Source organism: Desulfovibrio litoralis DSM 11393 (genome assembly GCF_900143255.1).
Lineage (GTDB): Bacteria > Desulfobacterota > Desulfovibrionia > Desulfovibrionales > Desulfovibrionaceae > Frigididesulfovibrio_A > Frigididesulfovibrio_A litoralis.
On the sequence record NZ_FRDI01000002.1, the window covers coordinates 172851 to 194978 of the forward strand.

Annotated in this window: 12 protein-coding genes and 1 pseudogene; 10 read left to right on the forward strand and 3 right to left on the reverse strand. The window is 37.0% G+C overall.

All coding sequences use genetic code 11. The annotated features are described in order from the left end of the window. Positions 1-279: 279 nt before the first annotated feature. Both tsaE and BT999_RS00765 read left to right on the forward strand, forming a co-directional pair. Entirely contained in the window at positions 280-831 is a 552-nt protein-coding gene (tsaE, locus tag BT999_RS00760) for a tRNA (adenosine(37)-N6)-threonylcarbamoyltransferase complex ATPase subunit type 1 TsaE (RefSeq protein ID WP_072695491.1), read from the forward strand. A 123-nt stretch (positions 832-954) separates the two neighbouring features. After that, entirely contained in the window at positions 955-2205 is a 1251-nt protein-coding gene (locus BT999_RS00765; protein WP_072695493.1) for an aspartate kinase, read from the forward strand. A 74-nt stretch (positions 2206-2279) separates the two neighbouring features. Here the strand turns inward: BT999_RS00765 and ettA are convergent, their stop codons facing one another. Beyond that, complete coding sequence (gene ettA, locus BT999_RS00770) at positions 2280-3962, reverse strand: energy-dependent translational throttle protein EttA (protein WP_072695495.1); 1683 nt, start codon at positions 3960-3962, stop codon at positions 2280-2282. 313 nt (positions 3963-4275) lie between these two features. Here ettA and rpoZ point away from each other — a divergent pair. The 6 genes and pseudogenes from rpoZ to BT999_RS00805 all read left to right on the forward strand — a co-directional run. Beyond that, positions 4276-4470, forward strand: a pseudogene (gene rpoZ / locus BT999_RS12640) (DNA-directed RNA polymerase subunit omega); the annotation flags it as partial. Positions 4471-5071: 601 nt separating this feature from the next. Beyond that, positions 5072-6193 (forward strand): molecular chaperone DnaJ, encoded by a 1122-nt coding sequence (gene dnaJ / locus BT999_RS00780; RefSeq protein ID WP_072695497.1) that lies wholly within the window; start codon positions 5072-5074, stop codon positions 6191-6193. A 293-nt stretch (positions 6194-6486) separates the two neighbouring features. Beyond that, positions 6487-10290 carry an FAD-binding and (Fe-S)-binding domain-containing protein gene (locus BT999_RS00785; RefSeq protein WP_072695499.1) on the forward strand — a complete coding sequence of 1268 codons (3804 nt, stop codon included), beginning with the start codon at positions 6487-6489 and terminating at the stop codon, positions 10288-10290. Between the two features lie 105 nt (positions 10291-10395). Further along, a complete protein-coding gene (locus BT999_RS12255) occupies positions 10396-11385 on the forward strand; it encodes a LysO family transporter (RefSeq protein WP_084650533.1) in 990 nt (329 codons plus the stop codon). Positions 11386-11659: 274 nt separating this feature from the next. Next, positions 11660-12229, forward strand: a complete 570-nt coding sequence (locus BT999_RS00800; protein WP_072695501.1) for a cupin domain-containing protein — start codon at positions 11660-11662, stop codon at positions 12227-12229. Between the two features lie 94 nt (positions 12230-12323). After that, a complete protein-coding gene (locus tag BT999_RS00805) occupies positions 12324-13982 on the forward strand; it encodes an AMP-binding protein (RefSeq protein WP_425429653.1) in 1659 nt (552 codons plus the stop codon). Between the two features lie 326 nt (positions 13983-14308). On the opposite strand, the gene BT999_RS00810 is transcribed toward BT999_RS00805, so the two are convergent. Both BT999_RS00810 and BT999_RS00815 read right to left on the reverse strand, forming a co-directional pair. After that, positions 14309-16033, reverse strand: a complete 1725-nt coding sequence (locus BT999_RS00810) for a 30S ribosomal protein S1 (RefSeq protein ID WP_072695503.1) — start codon at positions 16031-16033, stop codon at positions 14309-14311. A gap of 218 nt (positions 16034-16251) precedes the next feature. Next, positions 16252-17142 carry a PHP domain-containing protein gene (locus BT999_RS00815; RefSeq protein WP_072695505.1) on the reverse strand — a complete coding sequence of 297 codons (891 nt, stop codon included), beginning with the start codon at positions 17140-17142 and terminating at the stop codon, positions 16252-16254. Positions 17143-17246: 104 nt separating this feature from the next. Between BT999_RS00815 and BT999_RS00820 the strand changes: the two genes are divergently transcribed. Continuing rightward, positions 17247-18191, forward strand: coding sequence for a glycosyltransferase family 2 protein (locus BT999_RS00820; RefSeq protein ID WP_072695509.1), 945 nt, complete (start codon positions 17247-17249; stop codon positions 18189-18191). 143 nt (positions 18192-18334) lie between these two features. Then, positions 18335-22096, forward strand: a complete 3762-nt coding sequence (gene mfd, locus BT999_RS00825; RefSeq protein WP_072695511.1) for a transcription-repair coupling factor — start codon at positions 18335-18337, stop codon at positions 22094-22096. Positions 22097-22128: the final 32 nt, after the last annotated feature.

Below are 22128 nucleotides of genomic sequence, written 5' to 3' on the forward strand. Positions count from 1 at the left end.
GAAAAACTACTGTTTCCAGAGCTATAGTGCTTTCAAGTTTGAAAAAAGAAGCTGTGGATTTTTCTAGTCCAAGTTTTAATCTCTGTAATATATATTCGACTGTTTTTTGGGGCTTTTGTAAAAAGTTATAGTCTCTTTTTATGTTTATGAGATTATTGAGCAATAATAGTTTAGCAATATTTTATAAAGTGATCAAAATTTATAGTTGTTTTATTTTGTGTTTGGCTTGAGCTTGTAATAAAACTTGACTAGATAAAAAAGTAGTCATAAAATTTATAAATGGATATAATAAAAGTAGATTTTAATATAGACGGCTTGGAAGAAACCGAAAAGCTTGGGGCTATTCTCGCAGGTATTTTAGGTTCATTATTTTCCTCAACAGAAAAAAATAAACCGAGTGGTTCTGTTGATTGTAATAACTTGCCGATTATTTTGTTAAATGGAACTTTAGGTGTGGGAAAAACTACTTTTTCCCGCTCGATAGTGCTTTCAAGTTTGAAGAAAGAAACTGTTGATTTTTCTAGTCCAAGTTTTAATCTTTATAATATATATCCGACTGATCCTTTAATTATTCATGCCGACTTATATCGTTTGGTTCAAGGTTCTGTGCCTGATGAAGAGTTTTTGGAATTTATTGAAAACAAAAATGCCGTGATTTTACTGGAGTGGAGTGAACGATTGCCCGCTTATCTTTATCCGTCCGAGTATTTGCGTTTTGATTTTTCTTTTATAGAACAAGACTTTGAACTTAATCAAAAGCGTAATCTTGAAATAAGTGCCAAAGGGAAAAATGAGTGTTTGATTTTAAAAGAATTAATTTTAGCTTTTTAAAAAAACGTGTAACTTTTTAGTTTGTATAAAGTTATTAAAATGTATAGAATATTTTTTGTCTAAATGCTGTATTACATAGAATTTAGTTTTTTATGATATAAAGTTAAAACATAAGGATATGAAATGTCTATTATAGTACAAAAGTTTGGCGGAACTTCCGTTGCTACTTTAGAGAGAATGAAGTCCGTACAAAAAAAAGTTATGGCAGCCAGAGCCAAAGGTTATAAGGTGCTTGTTGTTTTATCTGCAATGGCCGGTGAAACAAACAGGTTACTCGCTTTGGCGAATGAATGGTCTGCTAATCCTGACCCTGCTGAAACTGATGTTTTGGTTGCTACCGGCGAACAATGTTCCATTGCTTTGTTTGCCATGTTGTTAAAAGATTCCGGTGTTAAGGCTCGCTCTTTACTTGCACATCAAATTCCGATTTATACTGATGACAGTTATGGAAGGGCAAGAATTCACGGCATAGAATCAGGCACTTTGGAAAATCTTTTTAATCATTATGATGTTCTTGTTGCCGCCGGTTTTCAGGGTAAAGACCATAAAGGTAGAATAACCACGCTTGGTCGAGGTGGTTCTGATACTTCTGCTGTTGCTTTGGCTTCGGCTCTTGGTTCGGTTGAGTGTGAAATTTATACTGATGTTGAGGGTGTTTATACGACTGACCCCAATATGTGTAAAGATGCAAGAAAAATATCCCATATTTCTTATGACGAAATGCTCGAAATGGCGAGTATGGGAGCAAAAGTTTTAGAAATTCGCTCTGTTGAGTTTGCAAAAAAATATGATGTACCTGTTCATGTCAGGTCTACCTTCAGTGATAATGTCGGTACACTTGTAACAAAGGAGAATAAAATAATGGAACATGTTTTAGTTTCCAGTATAGCTTATGATAAAGATCAGGCAAGAGTTACCCTGCGTTCTGTTCCGGATACTCCGGGTGTGGCGGCAAAAATTTTCAGCCCTCTAGCTGATGCGGGAATTGTTGTTGATATGATAGTTCAAAACCCGAGTCGTGATGGCGTTACTGATATGACCTTTACTACACCGCGTAAAGATATTAAAAAAACTATCGCCATAGCTGAAGATATTTGCAAAAAACTAGGTGGCAACGCAGAATTGACTTATGACCTTAATGTTGCCAAGGTTTCTGCTATCGGTGTTGGAATGCGTAACCATTCCGGCGTTGCGGCGATTGCTTTTGCGGCTTTACAAAAAGAAAATATTAATATTATGATGATTAGCACATCAGAAATAAAAATTTCTATCTTAATTGAAGAAAAATATATAGAACTTGCCGTAAGAACTTTGCACGATATGTTTATCGGAACAGCCGATAAAATAGTTTGTGATGAAACCAACTATAATTAAATTTTAACAACAATAATAAAAAACAGCCGAATATGTTTAAATATCCGGCTGTTTTTTATTTTGAATTATTTTAATTAACGAGTTAATTTTCTAAATTTAATACGGTGTGGTTGTTCCGCCGCTTTGCCCAGACGTTTTTTACGATCTGCTTCATATTCAGAGTAATTTCCTTCAAAGAAAAATACTTTGGAATCGCCTTCAAAAGCGAGAATATGGCTGGCGATACGGTCTAAAAACCAACGATCGTGGCTGATTGTTAAAACACAGCCGGCGAAGTTTTCTAAAGCATCTTCCAAAGCTCGCATGGTATTTACATCAAGGTCGTTTGTCGGTTCGTCAAGCAGTATAACGTTTGCACCGGATTTAAGCATCTTTGCAAGATGCACTCGGTTACGTTCACCGCCTGATAAAACATCAACGTTTTTTTGTTGGTCAGCACCCATAATATTAAAACGAGAACAATAAGCTCTTGAATTTATTTCTTTATTACCAAGTTTAATGGTGTCATATCCATCGCTTATGACATCATAAACACTTTTACCTTGTTCGAGTGAAGCTCTGTCTTGGTCAACGTAAGCAAGCTTAACGGTTTCACCTATAGTCATTGTTCCGCTGTCAGGCGTTTCTTGTCCGGTAATCATTTTAAACAAGGTGGTTTTACCGGCTCCGTTTGGTCCGATAATTCCAACAATAGCCCCGGCGGGAATAATAAAATTCATATCTTCAATTAAGAGCGTATCGCCTTTAGTTTTAGAAACGTTATTCGCTTCGATAACGAGCTTTCCAAGGCGTGGACCGGGTGGAATATAAATTTCTAAATCTTTTCCGAGTCGTTCTGATTCATGAGAGAGCATGGCTTCATAAGCGTTAATACGGGCTTTGCTTTTTGCGTGGCGACCTTTTGGAGCCATGCGAATCCATTCTAATTCTCTGGCAAGAGTTTTTTGGCGTTCGGCTTCGGTTTTTTCTTCGTTGGCGAGACGTTTTTGTTTTTGTTCAAGCCATGAAGAATAGTTACCTTTCCAAGGAATCCCGCGACCTCTGTCAAGTTCCAAAATCCAACCGGCTACGTTATCTAAAAAGTAACGATCGTGGGTAACGGCGATAACTGTTCCCGGAAAACTTTGAAGAAAGTGTTCAAGCCAAGAAACCGACTCTGCGTCAAGGTGGTTTGTGGGTTCGTCTAATAATAAAATATCAGGGTTTTTCAAAAGTAAGCGACAAAGAGCAACACGGCGACGTTCACCACCGGAAATTACGGAAACAGAAGTTTCGGGAGGTGGACAACGCAGTGCGTCCATAGCCATTTCGAGTTTTGCGTCTAAGTCCCAAACTCCCTTTGCGTCCATAAGTTCTTGAACTTCCGCCTGTTTTTCAATCAAAGCGTCCATTTCGTCAGCTTCCATTGGTTCGGAAAACTTTGCGTTTATGGCTTCAAACTCGTCTCTGATTTTGATAAGCTCACTTACGCCTTCTTCGACAATTTCTTTGACGCTTCTGGTTTCGTCAACGAGAGGTTCTTGAGGAAGATAACCTATAGTATAGTTAGGGGCGAGTACGGTTTCACCATCAAAGCTTTTATCTTCTCCGGCTAAAATTTTTAGGAGCGAGCTTTTTCCGGACCCGTTAAGCCCTAAAACTCCTATTTTTGCTCCATAAAAATAAGATAAAGAAATGTCTTTCAAGACTTCTTTTTGACCATGTTTTTTAGAAACACGAATCATCGAATAAATAATCTTATCAATCTCTTGGCTCATTATGCACCTTTAATAAATGGAAATATTGATTTAATAAATAATCATACTCTATTTTATTTATTTGAACAAGTTGTAAAACAAGCTTTTTATCTTAATGAAATATTTAAACTAATCTAAATTAGGCTGAAAAATAATATTATGCTTGACAGACTTTGAAATAATATATAATGATTTATACCCCCTCTTTAGTGAAAAGGGTCGGATTGGTAATTAAGTTAGTTTTAAAAAGAGTCATATTTTTTATGATTATGGCAATTTTTATTTTTTATAACAGCTAAATTTATAGTACTTTGGCTCTGCCTTAGGAGTTTTCATGGCACGCATTACCGTTGAAGATTGTCAAGAACGTGTGAATAATCGTTTTTTATTGGTGCAAATGGTTATTAAACGTGTGGCTCAATATCGTGAAGGGTATGAGGCACTTGTTGGCTGTAACAACAAAGAAATCGTTACTGCTTTGCGTGAAATTGCCTCAGGAAAAATTATTCCTGATGATTTTGCTCAATATAACCCTATGGAAGGGCAGGTTATGCCTGATCCAAATAATTTAGAGGCACTTTCTGAATCACAAGATTTAAGAAAGCCAAAGATATACTTTGAAGACCATGTAGATTAACATAGTTTTTTAGCTTGTTCTTATATCTTTTAAACCACCGTAACACACTCAAAAAGTGAGGTTATGGTGGTTTAAACTTGGAATCAAATTAAAATTTTGTTTGTTTTTTACCCTTGACATTTGTGTTGGCTGTATAATGTTATTTCATAACTAAGACCATTGCAACACTCGGTTTTGCGTACTTTTGTCATCGTTTTATACTCTGTATGCACATAGCATAAAACGTCTTAAGTCTCAAAAACCACTCATTTTACAGGGAAATTAAATTTTCCCTTTGTTTCGGGGGATTCCCCCGAATCTCCCAAGTCCACTGGCAGGCAAAGCCAGCCTAGTGTCCTTATTCGTGGTTTTTGGAGTGTCTTTCTGGCGAAAGCCACTTTGAGCCTATTGTGCAATAGTCTCTAACTTATGTTTAACCATAAGTTTTTTATTTTATTGTCATCTGAAAAATATTGTTTATAACCCATAAATATTGGAATAATGGCTGTTTTATATGAGTCGACGAGATTATTATGAAATTTTAAGTGTTGAACGTACTATTGATGAAGATGGTTTAAAAAAAGCATATCGTAAAATCGCTTTTCAATATCACCCCGATAGAAACCCTGATGACCCTGAGGCAGAAGAACGCTTTAAAGAAGCGGCGGAAGCCTATGAGATTTTGCGAGATCCAAATAAAAGAGCTCGCTATGATCGTTTTGGACATGAAGGTGTAAGCGGTGGCGGAAGCGGATTTAGTAGTAATGATGATATTTTTAGTAGTTTCGGCGATATTTTCGGCGATCTTTTTGGTTTTTCATCAGGTTCACGCTCTCGTGGCCCTAGGCCTAGCGTTGGAAACGACCTGCGATATAACTTAAATATTAGTTTTCGTCAGGCTGCTAAAGGTGATGAGGTCAATATAAAAATTCCTCGTATGTCGACTTGTCCTGAATGTAAAGGGAACAGATGTGCCGCCGGTTCAAGCCCTGAAACCTGTCCGCAATGTCAGGGCAGTGGGCAAGTTAGGCACAATCAAGGCTTTTTCCAAATTTCCGTTCCTTGTAATCGTTGTAATGGTGAGGGTGTTATTATTACTAACCCTTGTCCAAAATGTAAGGGACGTGGACAAATTCAAGAATTTAGAGAGTTAAGCGTTAAAATTCCTGCCGGTGTTGATAGTGGTAATCGCCTTAGAGTAAGGGGCGAGGGCGAAGCCGGTAAAAACGGCGGCCCTAACGGCGATCTTTATGTGTTTATTAAGGTTGATGATGATAAAACTTTTGAAAGGCAAGACCAAGATTTAATATATACAACTGAAATTACTATGGTTCAGGCGGCTATTGGAAAGCGTATAGAAGTTCCTACCTTAGATAGCCCCGTTCCTATGGAAATTCCCGCCGGAACTCAGAGCGGTGAAGTATTCCGCCTTGACGGTCTTGGATTGCCGAACCCAAATAATCCTAAGATAGTTGGAGATTTGTTGGTTGAAGTTAAGGTTTTAACTCCAAAACGCCTTTCAAAAAGACAACAAGAATTGCTTGAAGAGTTTGAAGCTTTAGAAGAAGAAAGACCAATTAATAAAGCAAAAAATATCTTTAAAAAAGTTGGAAAAGCCATGGGGCTTGATGATTAGTGGCTTACCGCAAAACAACGCCAACCTTTATTGATTAAAAAACCTTTTGGAATAAAGCCTAATTAAGGCTAGACAATCAAAATAAAGACCATTACAATATAAGTTTAACGGCTTATTATAATGGTCTTTGTTGTATAAAATATAAGGTATAATGCCAATAGTTAATTTTTTAGACGTTTTATTCTATTTACAACAGAGCATAAAACGATAAAAAAAGAACGCAAAACCGAGTTTTGCAATGGTCTTTATTTTGAAATTTACCTTTAACTAAATTATTTTTGAGATAAATTTTTATGTTACATAGTGGAACTCATATATCAATTCCGGCATCAGCTTTTATCCGAAAAACTCTTTTTTTGGATCCCGAAAGCTTTAAAGAATATCCTGAAGGCGTGCGTAAGCTTGTTATGGAGCTTGCCTCAGAACTATATTTAGTTTGTTATAACCCTTTTATTGATGCCAAAAGAGTAAAAGCAAGCGTAAATAAGCGTTTTTACTCTTTAAAAAACGGTTTATCCGATGAATACGCTAAAAGTATTCAAGAAGGGATAGATTCTTTTTGGGACGTCTACGAAGGCGACTTACGCTTTCGAGATACGATTATCGAACGTTTAAAAACTGTTTTGCCTGCTGATAGTATAGATATTCGCCCTTCCGCCAGAGTGGAACGTGCGACTGATGCGACCGATTTAAGAATGGAACTGCCTTTAATGGTGCTTTTACCTCATAATACTGAGGAAGTTAGTGCGATTGTGCGTTTAGCTAACGAGCTTGGTTTTGCGATTGTTCCTCGTGGTGGGGGAACGGGCTTAACCGGCGGAGCTATTCCCGCTAAGAGGCGTTCTGTTATTTTAAGTTTGGAAAAATTAACGGCGATTAAAGAGATTAATGTTGAAAATCAATATATTTGTCTTGAAGCCGGCGTAATTACGGTTAATGCATTTAAAGCGGCGGCGACCAAAAAATTGTTGTTTACCGTTGACCCTGCCTCTAAAGCTGCGTCAAGTATAGGCGGAAATATTTCAGAAAACTCAGGCGGACCAATGGCTTTTGAATACGGTTCGGCTATCGACTGTATTTTATCTTATCGCATGGTTTTACCTGATGGAAAGGTTGTGGATATTGAACGCCAAAACCACCCGCGTCATAAAATTATGCCTGATGAAACCGCTGTTTTTATAATGAAAGACTCGGAAAGCGGAAAAGAAATAAAACAAATTTCTTTAAGCGGAACTGTGGTTAGAGCAGAGGGTCTTGGCAAAGACGTTACTAATAAAACCCTTGGCGGATTACCCGGAGTTCAAAAAGAAGGCGTAGACGGTATTATTACCGAAGCCTGTTTTGTGCTTTATCCCAAGCCTGAACATATGCAGGTCATGGTTTTGGAATTTTATGGGCAAAGCATGCGTACCGCCATGAACGTTATTAAAGAAATCGTTGAGTTGCGTAATGCGGAAAGGGAAAATGCGGATAAAGTCAAAATAACCGCCTTAGAAGAATTTAACAGTAAATATGTTAGAGTTATCGAATATAAGAAAAAGTCTCATAAATACGAAGGCGAGCCGATTTCTGTTTTAATTTTACAGTTAGACAGTAACGATAAAACCGCCCTCGAAGAAATGAGTAATAACATTATTGCGATTTGTGAACCTTTAAACGAAGTTGATGCCTTTTTAGCTAAAGACGAGAAAGAAGCCGAACTTTTTTGGGAAGATCGCCATCGTTTATCCGCTATTTCCAAGCGTACTTCTGGCTTTAAAATAAACGAAGATATTGTTATTCCAATGGAAGTAATTCCTGAATTTTCTGTTTTTTTAGAGCGTCTTAATGTAGAATGTTTAGCTAGTGCTTTCCGTGATGCGTTAAGAGATATTGCGGGGCTTGAAGACTTTCCTAACGAAGACAAAGAGTTAAACCAAATGTTTAGTTTGGCGTCTCGCTTGATGCAAGATGGTGGTTTGAATAATTACGAAAATGATTTGAGAGAAGCCAACTTGCTTAAGCGTTTAATGAGACAGGGAAAACGCATTCCTACGCCTACTTTTACTTTAGATGCTTATGTTGAACAGTTAAGAACCAATACCCTTAAACCTTTGGAAAAAGACGAAGAAGGGCTTGAATTACAGTGTAGCTTGTTCTTTTCCGAGTTGGTGGAACGCTATCCTTACTTGGCGGAAGAAATTTATAAAGCTGAAAAAATGATGCAGGATAAGCGTGTTATCGTTGCCAGCCATATGCACGCAGGCGATGGAAATTGCCACGTTAATATTCCCGTAAACTCCAATGATGCCGTTATGTTAAGAAAGGCAGAGTTGGTTGCAGGCGTTGTGATGAGCGTTGCTCAAAAACTTGGTGGTGCGGTTACCGGTGAACACGGCATTGGTATCACAAAAATTGCTTTTTTATCTGATGACGAGATGAATGCGTTAAAGGCATATAAAAAAGAGTGTGATCCCAATGACTTATTTAACCCTGCTAAACTCACTCAAAAAGAACTTCCAACACGCCCCTTTACCTTTTCATTTAACAAGTTAATTCAAGATATTAATCAAAGTGGCTTAAGGGAACAAGATAGAGAAACATTAGCTTCTTTATTAAAAACAGTACAAGTTTGTAACCGTTGTGGAAAATGTAAAGACGTTTGTCCGATGCATTATCCTGACCCGACTTTCTTTTATTATCCACGGAATAAAAATATTTCTATTGGGGCTTTGGTCGAAGCAATTTTTTATTCAAACGGCTACCAGAATACGCCTGATCCCAAACTCTTAGCAGAATTATTGCGTATTATGGAACACTGTACGGGCTGTGGAAAGTGCATGGCGGTTTGTCCGGTTAAAATTAATTCGGCGGAAGTTGCCTTAAAACTACGTTCTTTTGTCGCCGAACGCAAAGCCGGCGGACACCCGATAAAAACTCAAGTTTTAAATTATTTAGCTCACAAACCCGAAGAACGTATTCCTAAAATGGCAAAGATGGCGGCTTTTGGGCAACATGTTCAAGAAAAGCTTTTTCCTTTATTGCAAAAACTGCCCGAAAGTTTCAGATCACGCATCAACAACCCCTTATTTAACAGTAAAACTCCGCCCGTAGGAAATAAAACCCTTGCCGACGCTTTACGTTTAATGCGTGGTAATATCTTTTTGCCTAAGACAGAACCGTCTTTTGATGCACAAAAGTCCGGGGCTTTGCCTGATGCGGTTTTATACTTTCCGGGTTGTGGGGCTTCGTTGTTTTATCGCAATATTGCTTTGTCATCTATTCAGCTTTTGTTGATGGCGGGTTATGCGGTGATTATGCCTGATAAACATTTGTGTTGTGGTTATCCTTTGTTATCTTCCGGTGATGAAAAAAATTATGAAAGAAATCGCCAGCATAACAATGAAACTTTAAAAAGTCTTTTAACTGCTGCTGATAAGCTCGGTTTTGAGGTTACACATTTACTAACCGCCTGTGGTACTTGTCGAGATAGTATTGGGAAACACCAACTCAAGGAATTTTTGCCTGAAAATATGCCTGAACCTGAATATATGGACGTTATTCAGCTTTTAATGGCGAACCACCTTGATTTATTTACTAATGCTTCCGATAAAAAGCCTGTGGTTTATGATAAACTCTTATATCATGCGGCTTGTCATAGTGAGTGGGTGGGTGTGGCTAAAATGAAAGCCGCCGGTATTTATGCAAAAGCTTTGGAAAAGGCGAGCGGCAGTAAGGTGAATATTAGCCCCGGTTGTTGCGGAGAATCAGGATTAGGGGCTTTAAGTTCGCCTGAGATTTATAACTATTTGCGTAAACGTAAGAGTCTACAATTGTTTGAAGAATTGAATAATTATACGGCTGATACTCCTATTATTGTTGGTTGTCCTTCTTGTAAAATAGGTATTTCGCGTATTTTATTGGAACAAGGCGATGAACAAAAACGCGTGGTTCAACACAGCCTTGAATACTTGGCGAATAGAATTTGTCCTGATAATTGGCGTATGCAACTTTTGCATTCACTCAAAGAAACGCAAGCAATAGGTGGATTACGTTATATTGACCCTTATGCCCAAGTTGTATTAAGCCCCGAAGAGTTAAGTCAAAAAGACGACTAATAAAATGACTGTTTAAGTTGGTTAGTATTAAAATATATCTTTTTATTTTTTTAATACTAACCAATTTTTTATTGATATTTTTTATAATAAATAAAGGTAAGTTTAATGCTTGAAGTTATCTGTTCTATGCTTTTAGGCGGATTTATTGGTTTTTTCTTTAAAAAACATACTTGGTTTTTAAACGGTGCGGATAAAATTACTAAACCTGTTCTTTATTTGTTACTTTTTTTATTGGGTTTAAGCTTAGGTAGTAACGCTCAAATTATGAGTCAAATTTCGACTCTTGGTTTGCAGGCGGTAATTATCGGTTTTTGTTGTACTTTTATTTCGGCATTAATAGTTTTTTTCTTGGATAAATTTTATTTTGTTAAGTTGGTTGAGTTTAGTCGTTATATTAAAGTCAACTCTGAACAACAAGCACCTCAAGCTGAACAAGAAAAAAAACAACGCTTTATTTCGTCTTCTATTATTGCGAGTGTATTAAGCAGTTTCTATATTTTAGCCGCTTTTGGGTGTGGAATTGTTATTGCTTTATTTTCATATCACCCTGAATTTTTAACGAATAAAGAATTAGTTCCGAGAGTTTTTTATTTTTTGTTGGTCTGTGTTGGTGTGGGCATTGGTTCAAATTTGAATTGGATTCATATTATACGCCAATATTCTTATAAGGTTGTTTATGTGCCTTTGGTGGTTGCTTTTGGAACCTTGCTTGGGGCTTTTATTGCAACTTTTTTGCTTTGGCTTTTGCCTTTGGAACAAACAACGTTAAGTTTAAAAGATGTGAGTGCCATTTCTTGCGGCTTTGGTTATTATAGTCTAAGTAGCTTATTATTAACACAAATAGCCAACCCCGTAATTGGTTCTATCGCTCTTTTGGCAAATATTTTTCGAGAGCTTTTAAGTTTAGTGGCGACCCCTTTGCTAGTGCGTTGGTTTGGTAAAATGTCGCCGATAGGAGCGGCCGCCTCTACGTCGATGGATACTGCGTTACCTGTGATTACTGCTTACTCCGGTGAAATTTATGGAATTATCGCAATATTTAATGGAATGATTTTGACTTTATCGGTTCCTTTAGTTTTACCTTTGTTTTATTAGAGCTTTTTCCTTGTTATATTATATTGTTAGAACTGAAATGCTCTTTAGGCTTGTATTTTGTTTTTTTTTCGCTTATTTTCTAAAAAGGGCTAAAATTATTGAAAAGGGTAATATTTTATTGTGAGTCTTAGTTAGAGGCTATTGCACAATAGTCTCTTAGTGGCTTTCGCCAGAAAGACACTCCAAAAACCACAAATAAGGAAAATTTAATTTCCCTGTAAAATGAGTGGGTTTTGCGGTTTAAGACGTTTTAACAGTTAAGTAGGAGTAAGTTATGTCTAAAACAACGCTAGGACAAAGAGTTTCTAAATTACGCATAGTAAAAGACTTAACAAGAGAACAACTTGCCGAACTTTCGGGTTTATCGTTGGAATTTATTACTACGCTTGAAGAAGAAGACCTTTACCCTTCTATCGGACCTTTACAAAAAATAGCCAGAGCTTTAGGCGTTCGTCTAGGCACTTTTATGGACGATTTGGTAGCAAAAGATCCGGTTATCATAAAAAAAGATGCCTGTACCAGTGATTTGGTTATGCAAAAAACACGTAATAACTCAGTTAAATATACCTATTATTCTTTAGGAAAAGGCAAAAGTGATCGTAACATGGAGCCTTTTTTGATTGAAATTTCACCCGATGAAGAAGAAACCAAAACACAACAAATGCACCAAGGTGAAGAATTTATTATTGTTCAGGCGGGCAAACTTTTGGTGCGTTATGGAAAAGATGAACATATTTTGTTAGCAGGCGACAGTATCTATTTTAATTCAACAACTCCGCATTATGTTACGGCTTATGGCGACCAACCTTGCACTATTTATGCGGTAATTTATAACCCTGCGTAATTTAGTTTTAACTTGTTTAATGAAAATATAACGATACTGAATCAATTGATATTGTTGTTATTATCTGTACGTACTTTAAACAGGATTTTGAGTTATGAAAATTGAACCTTTTGTATTAAGAGAAAAAACGCTTGGTCAACTTTTGGACGAAACTGTTTCTCGTTATCCTAACAAAGAAGCGTTGGTATATGCAGACAGGGATTATCGCCAAACATGGAAACAGTTTGACGTGCTTGTTGATGATTTGGCTAAGGGGTTAATGGCTCTTGGTGTGCAAAAAGGGGAAAAAGTTGCGGTTTGGGCGACTAATGTTCCTTATTGGATTACTTTACAGTTTGCTACGGCTAAAATCGGGGCAATATTGTTAACTATTAATACTAATTGTCGTGAAAGTGAATTGCGTTATATTTTGACCCAATCAGACTGTGAAAATCTTTTTATTATCAGTAATTTTAAAGATCATAGTTACTTAGAGACGATTTATAAAATAGTGCCTGAACTTGGGGTTCACCCGCGTGAAAATTTGCGTTGTCCTTACTTTCCGCATTTAAAAAGAATCATGTTTTTAGGGGCGGAAAAACATAAAGGTATGTATTCCGTGCCTGAAATTATGGGGCTTTCTTGCATGATTTCCGATGAGGAATATCAAGAACGTCAAGACAGCTTAAGCCCTTATGATGTTGTTAATATGCAATATACCTCAGGAACAACCGGCTTTCCCAAAGGGGTTATGCTTACGCATATAAATATTTTGAATAACGGTTATTGGATTGGGTATCATCAGCGTTTGAGTGCTAATGATGTTGTTTGTATTCCCGTTCCTTTATTTCACTGTTTTGGTTGTGTTTTGGGGGTTTTGGCGTGTGTTAATCACGGGGCAAAGATGGTTGTTTTAGAATCATTTAACCCCGGTTTTGTGATGGCGGCTGTGGAACAAGAGGCTTGTACTGCTCTTTACGGTGTTCCGACCATGTTTATTTCCATAATCGAACACAGAGATTTTAAGAAAACCAACTTTTCATCATTGCGTACTGGTATTATGGCGGGTTCTGTTTGTCCCGAACCTTTAATGCGTAAAGTTATAGAACTTATGAATATGAGTGAAATAACAATTTGTTACGGTTTAACTGAGTCTTCGCCGGTAATGGCACAAACTCATGCCGATGAAGCATTTTTAAGACGTGTTTCGACGGTTGGGCGGTGTATGCCGGGAATGGAAGTAAAAATTGCCGACCCTGAAACTTGCGAAGAATTGCCACGTGGAACTCAAGGCGAGATTATGTGTCGGGGTTATAATATAATGAAGGGCTATTATCATATGCCTGATGCGACAAAAGCGGCAATTACCGATGATGGGTGGTTGCACAGCGGCGACCTTGGAGTAATGGACAACGAAGGTTATATTGTTGTTAACGGGCGTATTAAAGATATGATTATTCGTGGAGGAGAAAACATCTATCCTCGTGAAATCGAAGAATTTATTTTAGGTATGCAGGAAGTCCTAGATGTTCAGGTTGTTGGAGTTTTAAGCCAAAAATATGGCGAAGAAGTAGGGGCGTTTATTATTGTCAAAGAAGGTATGAAGTTAAGTGCAGAGGCAGTGAGATCTTATTGTAGAGGGCGTATTGCCACTTATAAAATTCCTAAATATATTGTTTTTGTTGAGAGTTATCCATTAACCGCCAGTGGAAAAATCCAAAAGTATCTTTTAAGACAACAAGCTGTCGAACTTTTTTCCGAGGCGATGAAGTAAAGCGAATAGATAAATCATTTTGATATTTCTAAGTGTATTTGCCAAAGCTTTTTTGAACATGATATTTTGCTGTTTGTTTACTTATAAAAACAAATAAAATAAACAAATAAAAGATAATAGTGTAATCAATTTATTTTTTATTTTTATATAACCAACGTAGTTAAACTTTTAAGGTTTTATCATGTTGGTTTTTTATTGTGTATTAGTCGAAAAAATAGTTGTGTTATTATTCTTTTTAACCAGAAATAAAAAAAGGTGAGTAAAAATACTCACCTTTTCTATTATTTACGATTTAACGAATTAACGAATTAATTTAAACTCACTAATTATTCTGCGTCTTCTTCCATTTTTTGCTTAAGTAGATCACCTAAGTTTTGTCCGGAAGCTTCGCTTGTTGTATTAGGTAATTCTTTATTTGGTTTTTTGCGTTCTTCGTCTTCTTTAATTTGTTTAATAGAAAGACCAAGACGACGCTCTTCAGCAGAAACATGAATAACTTTTGCTTGAATTGTTACGCCTTCTTTGAAAAGCTCAGAAGGAGATTTGATTTTTTTGGAACTGATTTCAGAAACGTGAACCAAGCCCTCAATTCCTTCTTCTACTTCAACAAAAAGACCAAAATCAGTAATATTGGTAACAACGCCGTTAACTAAAGTTCCAACAGGGTAGCTGGACGGTACGGTTGCCCAAGGGTCTTCCGTAAGTTGTTTGATACCGAGAGTGAACTTTTCATTTTCTTGATCAACGGTAATAACTTTTGCTTGAATGGTGTTACCGACTTGATAAACTTCGTTAGGGTGGCGGATTTTCTTTGTCCATGAAATATCAGAGACGTGGATAAGACCGTCTATTCCGTCTTCTATGCCGATAAATACACCAAATTCAGTGATGTTTTTAATAACACCTTCAATGATAGTACCTTCGGGGAATTTTTCAGCAACAAGTTCCCAAGGGTTTGGTTTAACTTGTTTCATTCCGAGAGAAATACGTTTTTTATCTTGGTCTACGCCTAAGATCACAACTTCTACTTCGTCGCCTACTTTAAGCATTTGAGAAGGGTGGCGTAATTTTCTTGTCCAAGACATTTCAGAAATATGTACAAGCCCTTCAACGCCCGGCTCAAGCTCAACAAAAGCACCGTAATCAACAAGATTGGTTACTTTTCCTTTAAAGCGAGTTTCCGCAGGGAATCTTATGGTTATATCTTGCCAAGGATCAGAGATAAGCTGTTTAAGACCTAAAGATACTTTGTGGTTCTCACGGTCAAAAGATAAAACTTTAAGTTCAAGCTCTTGTCCCATGCTGACCAATTCTTTAGGGTGGCGAATTCTCTTCCAAGACATATCAGTAATATGTAAAAGACCGTCAAGACCGCCAAGATCAACGAATACACCGTATTCGGTAATGTTTTTAACTCTTCCGACCACAACTTGGTGTTCGTCAATATTTAGCAATAAATCATGGCGTTTAGAATCGCGTTCTTCTTCTAATAATACACGGCGAGAAACAATAACGTTGCTTCTGCGACGATTAATTTTTAATACTCTAAACTCATATTCTTGATTAACCAAAGCGTCCATATCAGGCACAGGGCGTAAATCAACATGAGAACCCGGCAAGAAAGCTTCGATTCCGCCGAGGTCAACGGTATAACCACCTTTAATGCGACGTTGAATGCGTCCTTTGCAGATAGTATTCTTTTCTTGAACATCTTCAAGTTTGTCGAATAACTGCATACGCTTGGCTTTTTCATAGGAGAGGGTAATAGTGCCTTCGTTTTCGTTTTTACGCACTACATACACATCAACGGAATCGCCCACATTGTGGTTACAGTCTCCGTTAATATCGTTAAACTCTGATTTAGGTATTTGCCCTTCTGACTTGAAGTTTACGTCTACCAATACATTGTCATTGTCAATTCTAACAATGATGCCTTTAACTATATTCCCGTCTTCTAGTTCGCCAAAGTCAGGGTTTAAATAGTTTTCAAGAGCACTCTCAAAATTGAAATCACCGTCAAAAGTTTGATCCATTTCGTTGTTTGTTGCCATTATTTCCCGATCCTCCACCTATAAACAATAAATTTCCGTATAACGGAATAAACATTATACTGCAAAAATATTGTGTTTGCAAGTGTTAATTTTTTGTATAAAATTCACATATAACACCTGAGGGTACTATCTTTTGTCTAAATATGCAACAGTTTTTGAAAGAGTGTTTCAAATAAAAATATAACTTTTTTAATTTTTTAATCTAATATCTTGTTTTTTTATATCATTAAGCCTTGTCTTTTTCGGCGTTCTTTTAGTTTTTCCAAAACAAACTCGGCAACTCTAAGCCCGCCACGTCCTGACCCTAGTTTTACCCCGGGTTTTAATTCGCCGTGATAATCAGAGCCGCCGCTGATATCAAGGTTATAGTTTTTGGCAAGCTCAACGCAAAATCTGGTTCCTTCGCTTGAATGTTCGCTGTGATATACTTCCAAAGCGTCTAAACCATAATTTGTCATCTCTTTAACTTTTTGTTCAATTAGTTCGTTTGGGGCAGAAGTCAACATTGGGTGGGCCCAGACAACGGTTCCGCCGGCATTTTTTAATATTTCAATAGTTTTTTTAAGGGGAAATAAACGCCGACTTACATAAGCCGGAGCATTTTTTGCCAAATATTTTGTGAAAGCCTCTTTATTGTTTTCCACTTCTTTAAGTTCTATTAAAGCGTGAGCGATATGTGGTCTTCCGAGGCTTGATTCGTTTATTCCCTGAAGCTTGTCTTTGTTACAGATTTCTTTAACGTAATCATATTCAATTTTTATATTTAAACTTTGCAACTTTTTTATAATTTGTATATTTCTTTGATACCTTGCATTTTGAAGTTCTTTTAATTCGTTAATGAGGTTTTTGTCGTCGTGTTTCACCCACAAACCCAAAATATGTATTTCGCCAAACTCCCATTCTGTTGCGAGTTCACAGCCCGGAATAAATTCTATGTTTAGTTCTTGACTTTTGGTCTTTGCTTCGGGAATTCCTGCGATTGTATCATGATCGGTAAGGGCGATCGCCGATAACTTTGATTTTTTAGCTTTTTTTATCAGTTCGCTCGGAGAGTCGCTACCGTCTGAACAGTTGGAATGAGTATGTAAATCTATAAAGTTAAGAGCCATACATTTACCTTGTGTTAAAATACATATATTATATATTTGGGTTTGTTTTTAATGAGTGAATATGATTTCTTTTAATTTACTATAGTTTAGCTTTTGGAGCAAGCATGTCTTTAGAAAATAAATTAACTGTTTTGTTGACTGTATATAATGGAATGCCTTATTTGCCTGATACTGTAAAAAGTGTGTTAAACCAGAATGATAACTCGTCTGGTTCTCATGTTTCGTCTGAGTTGAAAGAAGATAATTCTTTAAAATTCAACTTGTTAATTATTAATAATGCCAGCACAGATGGTACGGCAGAATATTTGAAACAAATAAACGACCCGAGAGTAAAGATAATTCACAATAAAGTTCAAAAAGACCGCACTCAAGCCTTGAACCAAGGTTTAGAATTAATTTTTACCGAATATACCGCAATTATTGATGCAGATGACCTTGCTCTTGACGGGCGTTTTGTCAATCAATTAAACTTTTTGGAAGAAAATCAAAATATTGTATTACTTGGCTCAAACATAGAATATATTGATACCGAAGGAAGAGTTATCGGTTTTGAAACTTACCCCGTTAATCATAAAGATTTATGTAGTCGCCTTCCGCTTTTTAACCAATTTGCCCATGCGGCCTGCATGTTTAGAACAGAGGCGGTTAAGCTTGTTGGTGGGTATCCCGAAGATTTCAAATATGCTCAAGATTTGGCATTATGGCTAAAGCTTATTACAAATAATTATCAGGTTGCGAGTTTAGCTCATAATTATGCGGCAATCAGATTGCACAAAGCCCAAGCAACACGTTCAAAAGAATATCAAGAATTACGCTTGTTAGACGAATTGCGTTTACATAAACTTATGTTGAAATTGCCGAATATTGATGCAAATGTGCGACAGTTTGCGTTGTTTAGAGTGGCGGTTGCCGCCTTTAAACTAGGTAGACGTAATCAGGCAAAAAGAGCTTTTACGGAAGCTTTTAAAGAAAAGTTTTTTCTATTTAACCCCTTGTTTTGGCTCAGGTTAAAAATAGAATTAAAACGTTTGTACAAAAAAAGTATTTAAAAACGACCTTCTTTGAAAGTTTATTTGACTTTTTCTTTTTTATACTAATTTTTATAAAATATTTATAGTTAAAGAATATTTATAGTTAAAGAATATTTATAGTTAAAGAATATTTGTTTAGTTGAATTTTTATAAGGTAAAACATGGATTTTAAAACCAAAGAACCCGCTTCTCAATATCTTGAACTGCTTTCTGTTCTTAGCCAAGCGAATCAAAAGCCAAATTCTGTTAAAGGCGAAACGGAAAAAAACGCAATTTTTATATCACGTTCGGGTTTGGCGACTCGTGCCAGAATGGCTATTTCTCTATTGGAAAAGGGAAATAATGTTCTTTTATTGACTAAAAACTCCGAAGAACTTTCAGAGTTAAAGGCTTTTTGTACTCTTTTTCACCCTGATTACTCTGTTGATAATCAAAATATCGAACGCTCTCTTTGGGAAGAAGAAATTCTTGTCTTGCCTGAATATCCCAATAATTTACAAAGTAAAACCGCTTGGACAAACCGTTTGGCGGCATTTTACGCTTTAAAATGGACAAACAGACCAAGAGTGATTCTTTGTTCTTTGGCGAGTTTGTTATATCGTAGTATTCCTCTTGATTTTTTTGACAAGCGTTCATTAAGCATTAAAAAAGGTGAAAATTTTGCACCCGAACTGATTTTGGAACAAGCTGTCGAATGGGGTTATATCCGAACTCCCTTGGTAAATCGTCCCGGTGAAGTGGCGTTAAGAGGGGATATTTTAGATATTTATTGTCCGGGATATTTAAAGCCGTTACGTCTTGAATTTTTTGGTGATACGCTTGAAGATATTCGTATTTTTGAAGCCTCGAATCAGCGTTCTTTAGCGAAGATTGCGGAAATTACTTTATTACCAAGTTCTGTCGTTTGCGGAAAAGATACGGAAGAGCAAGCCTTAACTTATTGGCAAGCTTTATTAAAAGACAAAAGGCTTAATGAAGACGATATTTATCCTTTAAAGAAATCTTTGCAAAACGGAGCAGGCAATATTTTAGCGGGAATGTTAAACCCTCTGACCAGTACCTTGGAAGACTGGCTACCCGCTCATACTGTTTATCTTTTGCCCTCAGAAAACTGTTTAAAGCCCGAACTTGAAAACGCCGCCAACAATCTTAGCCTAACTTTAGAAAAACAAGAACAAGCGGAAGGGATTCATCAACCTAAAACTCTTGTGATGCGTAGTCCGGAAGAAGCTCTTGAATTAATAAAAAGACAACAAAAAGTCTTTTTTGAAGATTTATTGATGGGCATTGAAAAACGTGGACTTGAGCTTCAAGAACGTAAAATATGTTCTTTTAAAGAACTTTTTTTGAGTGCCAAAAACTTTGAAGAAAAAAATAGTGCCGCTGCTGTTGATGATACGGATAGACCTTGGCAAAAATTGATTACGGCTTTAAAAAAATGGGCTTTAAATAAAAGAAGGGTTTTGCTTTCTTTTTATTCAGACAGAAGCAGGCAAAAATTTTTAAAGTTGGCGGAACAAGACGGAATTTTTCCGCATTTACGCTGGAATGTAAACGAAAGGGGCGTGTTTGCTCTTATTTCTCCCGTTAGTTTTGGGGCTGAACTGTCTTGGGATTCAGATCTGTTAATTATTGGCGAAGAAGTTTTACAACCTAAAACAACTCGCACAACAACCCGTTCGGCAACAGGAGCTTTTAAAGGCTTAAATCGTTACGAGGGGCTTTCTGATGGCGATTTGTTGGTTCATAGAGATTATGGAATTTCTCGATTTGGCGGTCTACACCGTTTAGATTTAGGCGGGGCTTCCAATGATTATTTACTGCTTTATTATGCGGGTAACGACAAAGTCTATTTACCGGTTGACCGTTTAAGTTTAATTCAAAGATATAAGGGCGGAGAAGACGGCGTTGCCTTAGATAAGCTAGGCGGAACAGCTTGGCTTACAAGTAAGAGTAAGGCTAAAAAAGCTATTGAACTTATCGCCCAAGATTTAGTTGAAATGTATGCTTATCGTAAACTTGCCAAAGGTTTTCGCTATGGTCCTTTGCCTGAGCTTTTTAGAGAGTTTGAGGCTTCTTTTGGTTTTGAAGAAACCCCCGATCAAATTCGTACGATTAATGAAGTTTTAGATGATATGGATAAAGACGAACCGATGGATCGTTTGGTTTGCGGTGATGTTGGGTTTGGAAAAACCGAGGTTGCTTTGAGGGCGGCTTTTAGGGCGGCGTGTGCAGGTAGACAAGTCGCCATGCTTTGCCCCACAACGATACTTGCGGAACAACATTATCAAACTTTTCGGGCAAGATTAGCGGCGTTTCCTCTCAATATCGGTTTGTTGTCTCGTTTTGTAACTAAACAGAAACAAAAAGAAGTTTTGGAACAAGCGAGTAAGGGGCAAGTTGACATTCTTGTCGGAACCCATCGTTTGTTGTCTCAAGATGTTGTTTTACCTAAACTTGGTTTACTTATTTTAGATGAGGAACAAAAGTTTGGGGTTAGGCACAAAGAAAAAATGAAACAAATGAAAAAAAATGTTGATGCTTTAACTTTAACCGCAACTCCGATACCCCGTACCTTGCAATTATCTATGTCAGGAGTTAGAGAACTTTCGGTTATTGAAACCGCACCGCCTGAGCGTAAACCCGTTGCGACTGCTTTAATCGAGCGAGATGAAACAACTTTACGAAAAATTTTAGAAAGAGAGCTTGAACGTGGTGGGCAAGTTTTTTGGGTGCATAATCGTATTCAAGGTTTAGAGCGAGTTTGTGATTTTGTGAAAAAACTTGTGCCAAGTGCCAGAGTTGCTATGGCACACGGTCAAATGCATGAAAAAGTATTGGAAGAAACCATGCATAAATTTTGGCATGCCGAATTAGATGTTTTGGTTTGTACGGCGATTGTTGAATCAGGTTTGGATTTTCCGAGGGCAAACACTTTGATTGTGGATCAAGCTCAATTGTTTGGGTTAGGTCAATTATATCAACTACGTGGAAGAGTCGGACGCTCTGATCGTCAGGCTTATGCGGTTTTTGTTGTGCCTGATATTGATACTTTGCCACAGGTTACCAGAGAACGCATGAAAGTTATTTTGGAAATGGATTATCTTGGTGCGGGTTTTCAGGTGGCTATGGAAGATTTGCGTTTGCGTGGAGCAGGCAATATTTTGGGCGAATCACAGTCAGGACACATGACCAGGCTTGGTATTGACTTATTCCTTGAACTTTTGGAAGAAGCCGTGGCAAAACTTAGAGGTCAACCTTTAAGAGAAGAGCAAGAAACCGAACTTAACTTAAGTGTTCCGGCTCATATTCCCGAAAACTATATCGCTGATGCGAGTGAACGTTTAAGTTATTATAAAAAACTAAGTTCTGCTCAAAATGAAAATGAAATGCAAGAAATTTTATATGAGGTACAAGACCGTTTTGGCGTGCTTCCTTTAGAGCTGAAAAACTTTGTGGCAATTTTATATTTCAAACGTTTCTTGCAGGAAAATTTAGTAAATAAAGCAGATATTTATCCTGATAAAGTGCGTTTGACTTGGAATGCGGAAGCTCAAGGATCGGAAAAACAAGCGTCTTATTTAAAGCCTGAAACTTTGTTGCCTTGGCTTGCCAAACGACCAAGAACTGCCAGATTGTTGCCACCAAATACTCTTGAAATTGCTTTTGGCAAAGAAAGTTTGGCTCCTTTGGTTAAAGCCCCGGCTCCTTATCTTTTGCCAAATAAAACAGCGAATAAGCAAGTAAATTCTCAGGTTGTAAAAGGTCAACAGTTTGGCGGCAAAAAACAAAAAACAGAGCATGTAAACACATTGGCAAAATCGGAAAATGTTAAAACGGAACAAGTAAACACAAAACTTGTGCCGGATTTAGAAAAGCTTTTAGATGAGATGAAGGGCGAATTGAAAACACTGTTTATATAATAATTGTTTTATTTTTGTGTTTTTTATATAAA

Excerpts from the sequence above, each read along its gene's own strand:
- tsaE (WP_072695491.1), top strand. The coding sequence starts at position 280 with ATGGATATAATAAAAGTAGATTTTAATATAGACGGCTTGGAAGAAACC.
- dnaJ (WP_072695497.1), top strand. The coding sequence starts at position 5,072 with ATGAGTCGACGAGATTATTATGAAATTTTAAGTGTTGAACGTACTATT.
- BT999_RS12255 (WP_084650533.1), top strand. The coding sequence starts at position 10,396 with ATGCTTGAAGTTATCTGTTCTATGCTTTTAGGCGGATTTATTGGTTTT.
- BT999_RS00820 (WP_072695509.1), top strand. The coding sequence starts at position 17,247 with ATGTCTTTAGAAAATAAATTAACTGTTTTGTTGACTGTATATAATGGA.
- BT999_RS00815 (WP_072695505.1), bottom strand. The coding sequence starts at position 17,142 with ATGGCTCTTAACTTTATAGATTTACATACTCATTCCAACTGTTCAGAC.
- ettA (WP_072695495.1), bottom strand. The coding sequence starts at position 3,962 with ATGAGCCAAGAGATTGATAAGATTATTTATTCGATGATTCGTGTTTCT.
- BT999_RS00810 (WP_072695503.1), bottom strand. The coding sequence starts at position 16,033 with ATGGCAACAAACAACGAAATGGATCAAACTTTTGACGGTGATTTCAAT.
- mfd (WP_072695511.1), top strand. The coding sequence starts at position 18,335 with ATGGATTTTAAAACCAAAGAACCCGCTTCTCAATATCTTGAACTGCTT.
- BT999_RS00765 (WP_072695493.1), top strand. The coding sequence starts at position 955 with ATGTCTATTATAGTACAAAAGTTTGGCGGAACTTCCGTTGCTACTTTA.
- BT999_RS00785 (WP_072695499.1), top strand. The coding sequence starts at position 6,487 with ATGTTACATAGTGGAACTCATATATCAATTCCGGCATCAGCTTTTATC.
- BT999_RS00805 (WP_425429653.1), top strand. The coding sequence starts at position 12,324 with ATGAAAATTGAACCTTTTGTATTAAGAGAAAAAACGCTTGGTCAACTT.
- BT999_RS00800 (WP_072695501.1), top strand. The coding sequence starts at position 11,660 with ATGTCTAAAACAACGCTAGGACAAAGAGTTTCTAAATTACGCATAGTA.